7 protein-coding genes are annotated in these 6,318 nt (G+C 40.8%); 3 read left to right on the top strand and 4 right to left on the bottom strand.

Annotated elements, in window-relative coordinates; genetic code table 11:
* Positions 1 to 138 precede the first annotated feature (138 nt).
* Positions 139 to 846: a hypothetical protein gene (locus PLK24_RS07005; protein ID WP_324477631.1), complete on the top strand. Its 708-nt coding sequence runs from the start codon at positions 139 to 141 to the stop codon at positions 844 to 846.
* Between the two features lie 45 nt (positions 847 to 891).
* Here PLK24_RS07005 and PLK24_RS07010 read toward each other — a convergent pair whose 3' ends face one another.
* The gene (locus PLK24_RS07010; RefSeq protein ID WP_324477633.1) at positions 892 to 2,259 is read right to left on the bottom strand and encodes a radical SAM/SPASM domain-containing protein; all 1,368 of its coding nucleotides are present in this window, start codon (positions 2,257 to 2,259) and stop codon (positions 892 to 894) included.
* Between the two features lie 237 nt (positions 2,260 to 2,496).
* On the opposite strand from PLK24_RS07010, the gene PLK24_RS07015 reads away from it, so the two are divergent.
* Positions 2,497 to 3,030, top strand: coding sequence for a DUF6624 domain-containing protein (locus PLK24_RS07015; RefSeq protein WP_324477635.1), 534 nt, complete (start codon positions 2,497 to 2,499; stop codon positions 3,028 to 3,030).
* A 122-nt stretch (positions 3,031 to 3,152) separates the two neighbouring features.
* Here the strand turns inward: PLK24_RS07015 and PLK24_RS07020 are convergent, their stop codons facing one another.
* A complete protein-coding gene (locus PLK24_RS07020) occupies positions 3,153 to 4,127 on the bottom strand; it encodes an MvdC/MvdD family ATP grasp protein (protein ID WP_324477637.1) in 975 nt (324 codons plus the stop codon).
* Positions 4,128 to 4,146: 19 nt separating this feature from the next.
* On the opposite strand from PLK24_RS07020, the gene PLK24_RS07025 reads away from it, so the two are divergent.
* Complete coding sequence (locus tag PLK24_RS07025) at positions 4,147 to 4,833, top strand: tetratricopeptide repeat protein (RefSeq protein WP_324477638.1); 687 nt, start codon at positions 4,147 to 4,149, stop codon at positions 4,831 to 4,833.
* A 26-nt stretch (positions 4,834 to 4,859) separates the two neighbouring features.
* Here the strand turns inward: PLK24_RS07025 and PLK24_RS07030 are convergent, their stop codons facing one another.
* Together PLK24_RS07030 and PLK24_RS07035 are read right to left on the bottom strand one after the other, a co-directional pair.
* Positions 4,860 to 5,045, bottom strand: coding sequence for a hypothetical protein (locus PLK24_RS07030; protein ID WP_324477640.1), 186 nt, complete (start codon positions 5,043 to 5,045; stop codon positions 4,860 to 4,862).
* A 288-nt stretch (positions 5,046 to 5,333) separates the two neighbouring features.
* Positions 5,334 to 6,318, bottom strand: a 985-nt coding sequence (locus PLK24_RS07035; protein ID WP_324477642.1) for a sensor histidine kinase, incomplete at its 5' end; no start/stop codon positions are given.

A 6,318-nucleotide genomic window follows, 5' to 3' on the forward strand; every position in this document is an offset into this window, starting at 1 on the left:
CGATTGTACAGCCTGCAGTTCGTGTCGCTGCACCCCGTGCAAGTAACTCAGCGTAACAAAGACCTAAGTATGTCTATAAACTGCTTTTTTATTTTCAAAAAATTGGTATTACATCGGGGATCTGGTATATTTTAGTATATGAAAAAACTTCGTTTTTGTACAAATAAACAACTTGATGAGATAATGATTGAACAGTTTTTGCACGAGCAAGGTGCCGGAGTAGACTTTGGTAAAAGAATTATTAAATTGCACCCAAAATTAAAATCAGCCAAATCACTTGAAAACACCGAGCAAAAGAAAAAAATAATACATCTTTACGTTTATAACTATTACCGTAGCCACAAAGAAGCAATAAGTCAAAGTATTAAAAATTTACAGAAAGCTTGGCATAAAAAAGAAAAAGAGTTCGTGGCAGTAACTGGACAATTTTTCATGGACTATCAGTTTCCTAAAGGAAAATACATTGCATATGCTTCCATAGTTGATTGTAATCCTCGTTTTTTAGATTCTAAAACTTTTCAATTTTTCTACAAAAAAAAGTTAGCAGATGCAATTCATACTATTGTTCACGAACTCCTTCATTTCATTTTTTTTGATTTTGTTGAAAAAAAATTAAAAAGTGAAATAAAAATTTTGACAGAAGAACAACTGTGGGATCTTTCTGAAATATTCAACGTGGTTGTTCTTGGATCTGCTCAGTATCAAAATATTGTTGATAAAAAGTATGTATTTCCATACCCTCACCATAAACCCTTACTTTCTCAATTTAGAAAGGCGTATAAGGATTCTTGTAATGCCGAAGAATTTATTAAACGAGGCGTAACTATTATAAAGACAAAAAAATAGTGGGAGGATGCTGTCCTCCCACTTACGGGTTTCTTTATTTGTGACTCACTTTTGTTTCTGTTTCTCCCACAAGTCACGAATAAGAAAGTGGGTTGTCGCTATCGCGTGAGCACAGAATCGTTCGTCAAGAGCATCAATACTCCCTTTGATTCGGTGGGCGTTGTACGGACAACCTCCACCACAATTACCGAGAGCGATGCAAGTTTTACATGTCTCGTTCGCGAAAGGTGAACGTTTACGCCATTGCTTCCAAAAGGAGTGAGACTCCGGATCGAACGTTTCAAATGGCTCAGTAACGAAGAATTCCTTCTTACCACAGAAAGCTTGGCAAGTACCAATCTCGCCGTTTGGGCTTACTACGATCTGAAGTCCGCAGCCTCCGCAGTCGGAAAGTACCGGCTCCTTGTCAAGAAAATTCTTGACTCGGCGCATCATGCGGTCCTCGTAGATACCCTCTGTTCGTGCCACCCTGAAACTCTTGATGAGTTCCTGGGCAACAATCTCGGCATAGCGATCGTGCTTTTCTTCAGCTTGTCCCACAGAATTCTCAATGAGGATGTTGAATCCCATTCCCTTTGCGCCGAGTTCGTTAGCGAGCCAGTGTACAATTTCCTCCATCCGAAAAAGGTTGTGTTGATCAATGGTTACGCAAATACCAGTTTTAACCCCCTTGTCTTGGGCGAGTCGGTATGAGCGGAGGACTTCTTCAAAGGTGCCTTTTCCGGAAGGGTAAACACGCATTTGGTCGTGGACATCTTTTGGGCCATCAATGGAAATGGCCACCACCACTCCGCTTGATTTGCACTGGTTAAGAATTTCCTCATCAAGAAGAATCCCGTTGGTGTTCAAGGTCACCGAAATCGTCTTTGGCAAGAGCCCTTCTTCTTTCAGCGCGTCAATATATCTGAGCGCATCCAGAAGAACTCCTTTGTTGATTGTTGGTTCTCCCCCATAGATCACGATGTGTTGTTCTGGATGACCTTTGGCAATGCTTTTCTGGACACAGCGGGCAAAGAGATCCAGCGCCTTGATCGCAACCTCTTTTTTCATGACGGAGAATCGGTAGTCGTAAGGCATCGGTGCTAGAAAGTAGCAGTATCGGCAACGAATGTTGCAGGCATCGGAAAGAAGGAGATAGAGGATGTTGATTGATGGCTCCTCAAGTGCTTTTTGGTACTCACGATACCGCTCTTCGCCATCGGCTTGTTCCTTTATAAGGAGCCCAAGCTTTACCAATGATTCCAGTACATGTTTTGAACTGACATCAGAGGCAATCCACGCCTGGCTATGTCGATGGCGATCAATGAAGTCTTCTTTGAGAAATGCGACCTCTAGGTTCAGACTGTTGTAGAGGGCTACATATCCGTTATCTAGAGGAACCAAATGAAGAAATGGACTCTGTTTAAGTTTCATGTGCCTCGTCTCCTGCTGGTTTTGAAGGTTCTAATTTGCAAAGTTCGGCATACGTCAGTTCCACACTTACTATACGTATTAAGTAAAGAAAGTCAATGTTGGTTTATTTGACTTGATCACCCCAAAACCGCCCCAGTTTAAGGATTTAAGGAAAAAATCTTTTGACAATGATTCTTAGTGTGTTTATAGTTAAACAAAATGTCTCTAAACAAAGAACTAAAATTAAAGATAGAAGAAATGACAAGGGTTGATCAAAACCTTAGAAAGAAACAATGGAAGGAATGGAAAAATTTGGTTAGGGAAAATACCAATAAAAATGACCCTAAACTTTTGGCGATGGTCCAGAAAATGGCTAAGGAGTTATTGAGAGTTGACAAGAAAAACACTCTTGAGATGAAAAAGATAATCAGCAAATATGGTTGGCCCGGGAGGTCTCTAGTTGGCAAAAAAGGAGCTCTCAATGCTTGGCTTTTAGTTCAGCATGCCGATCATGATGTTGATTTTCAAGAGAAGTGTCTAAAGCTTTTAACTGCCGCGGCAGAAAAGGGCGAAGTTGATAAAAAAAGAGTGGCCTATCTGACAGATCGGGTTTTGTTGCATCGCGGCAAGAAACAAATTTACGGCACCCAGTTGAGAAGTTTTCCTCAAAAAGGAAAGACGATTTTAAAACCACAACCGATAAGAAATAGAAAAAAAATTGATGAATTGCGGAAAAGTATGGGGCTTGAGCCATTGGAGATTTATTTGGATAAAATGAGAAAAATGTATTGATATTGTTTTTAAATATTTATTCTTTTGTATCACCTCGTAAATTATCGTTTTTAGGCCTTAGAATTAGTAACATTAAAAAATCCCCTCTACTTGAGCAAAACTCAGGTAGAGGGGAAACGTGCCTAACGTCCGTTCTTGAGCAGAGTTGCGATTGCTTCTGCTATAGGGAGTTGGGTAAGATCTTCAATCCAGCCCCACTGTCCTGCCGGATTTACTTCCAAGAACACATAGCGGTCATCTGGGGTTATGACCATGTCAATTGCGCCGAACTTCAATCCCCAGGTCCTCATGCATGCCAGAAGCCTGTCTTTGACATCTTGAGGTAGTTCAAAGATTTCGTGCCTTACGTTTGTGAAGTCGTACTTTCTCCAATCATGCTTTGTCCTGTCGCTATCTTGAGAGTGGATTGCGCAGGCAAAAACATTCTCTCCCACTACCGTAACCCTTAGCTCCAACCTTTTCGGTATATAGCTTTGGAGAATTACTGGACAAAGATTCAACTCGCCGAGGTTAGTTTCAAGGTCTTGGAGGGTAATCGGGGTGGTGTAAACTCCCATAGGCCATCCTTCTTCATCTTTTGAGAATGTCCCAAAGGTCTTCAAGATGCAAGCCCCGTGTTTTGAGAGAAAGCCCCGTGCTCTTTCGTGGTCGTTAGTGACGATTGAGTTTGGGACATCAAGGCCTGCCTTGCAGGCTTCTTTTATCTGGAGTTGTTTATTACACTCTATCTTCCAACTCAAATAAGGATGGTTTACCCAAAGAACATTGTGGGGGTACTGAGAATTCCATAAGGCTCTTAAGAACCTGGACACTTCTTGTTCGGCATATTGCTTGTCTGCAAGCTCAAGATCACCCATCCCCTGTTGCTTCTTTCCAGGCCGTCGGTACCAGATAGAGCGAATATCAGAAGATTCAATTCTTGAGGAGTCGTCAGTAATTGAGAATGTGTCAGTTCCTGAACTTGTCTCTTGAGTAACGCCGTAGTTTTCAAAATAATCGGTCTTGAAAACAAAGGTGTCTTCTCGAGGGAGAAAGTTCAAAACACTCTCAACATCAGAGACTTCCGATGATGTGACTACTAGAATTTTGCTTCGCATTGCGAGATCTCCTTTTTTTATGAACGAACTCTTGACCTATCATAGTTATAATACTATTATTAATAAAATGTCAACTGCTCTCAATAAAATAAAAAAGATATTTAATAAAAGCTTGGAAACCGATAAAGTTTCTTACTCTTTTTATAAAAAAACTCTAGACCGGATATCTGGCGAAATTAAAAAAGAGCCAGAACTGATAAACGAGGAAATGGTTTTATCAAAGCTTGGTTTTTTATATGATCATCTGGCAGTTTACGCTGGTAACAAAAAAGAGAAGAATAAATATGAAAGAGAGGCGCTAAAAGCTTACAACAAAATCTTAAAAAAGAATTCTAATTCTGTAAACGCGATTTGGGGTATTGGTCGGGTTCATTGGCACAACAAAAACAAGAAAGCAATTGATTACGCAAAAAAAGCGGCAAAAATTGCAACAGGACAAAGCGCGGAAATGTATCCGATGTATATGAATGTGGCGGTTGTTTATGAGGATTTGGGCGAATTTGATCGTGCTGAATATTGGTATTTAAAAATTATAGAAAAGTGTCCAAATTTTTTGGGTACTTATTTGAGTTTGGCCGAAATGTATTTAGAAAACAAAAAAAATAAAAAGTATAAAAAACTGATATCAGAAATAGAAAAACAGTTTAGCGAAGAGGAATTAAAGAGCTCTAGGTTTAAGAAAATAAAAAAGAGGGGGGAGGGCTAGTCCCCCGTCTTTGCATGGTCGAACCTTCACTCGTCGTCTGGCTCGATGTCGTACTTGTTGCCTGTGACGGTGTGTGTCGGAGATATCTTGGTCATCCTGATTCTGGTCTTTGGATCGGCTTGGAACATCTCCTCGATCTCTTCTTGAGATACGGTACGAGAAGCAAACCGCAAGGCAAAAGGCCGGACTCGTTCCTTGATAGCAGTACTCACTTAAGTCACCTCCCTTCAGTGAATTTATTCGCCGTTTGGCGAAAAGGTTCAGAATTTCCTATCTGATTTAATTATAAGTTATAATTATTAAGAAAGTCAATTCTTGTTGTTTCGGTACTTGGTTAAAAGGTTGTTATTTTGTAATCATTCAGGCGCTCAAAAAATTTTCTAAAAATTGCTATGACTATTTTATCTTCTATCACCTGAAAGCTCTTTTCCCTTTTCACCATCTTCCTTATCAACTTACAAACCAAGGAGCGAGTCCGCGAGCGGAACTTTCCAACTAACCTATATTCCCTCCACAAACTCCACCACCTTTTTCTCTTTTTCTTGTTCAGCAAGGGGTTTGGTGTGTTTGAATTCTACAATGAAGGTAGAACCCTTGCCCTTGCCCTCCGATTCGGCCCAGATTTTGCCACCCAGACCCTCCACAATCTGCTTGGCGGCATACAAGCCAAGACCGGTGCCGATTAGGTTCACTTTGCCGGCATCATAAGCGCGGACAAATTTTTCAAATAGTTTGGGCAGAGTTTCTGGTGGAATGCCGACGCCGGAATCTTTGACCACAAAACGCACTACCTCCTCCCCTTCCGGCTTGGTCAGGTTTTCCACCCGAACCCTGATCCAGCCTTCTTTGGTATATTTGCCGGCGTTATCAATAATATTGTTAAAGACTTGATTTAGTTTGCCCATGTCGGTATAAACATTGTGGTCGTGACCATCATCTTCAAATTCCAATTTGAGACCATTTTTGACAACCTGTGGTCGTTGCTCCTCGGTTACTTGTTTGGCAAGAGCGCCAACATCAATGTCAGACATTTCGTATTTCATCCGGCCGAGTTCAATGCGGGTAATGTTTAAAAAGTCTTCAATGACACTGATCATTTTTTGACTGGATTGGAAAATGACATCAATCGCCTCCTTGGCTTTTTTTGGCACCGGTCCAAACGACCCTTCCAAGAGCATTGAGGAATAGCCCTTGATGGCGGTTAGGGGGCTCCGCAATTGGTGTGAGGCAATGGAAACGAACTCGGTTTTTTGTTTGTCTAGTTCCTTCAGTCTTTCATTGGCCTTACCTAAATCTTCGGCCAGTTTTTCGATTTTTTCCCGTTGGGAGACTTCTTTTAAAACGCTACGGATTAAGAATGTGCCTATGACTACTGTTCCAATGAAAGAACCCCAGTTTACAAGTTGATCAATAATTGAACCAGAGATAAAGGCTCTAACCAGTAAGAATATCCATAAACTAAAGATAAAAAGTTGAGTGGCTATT

This window comes from Atribacter sp., assembly GCF_035418125.1.
Taxonomy (GTDB): Bacteria; Atribacterota; Atribacteria; order Atribacterales; family Atribacteraceae; genus Atribacter; species Atribacter allofermentans.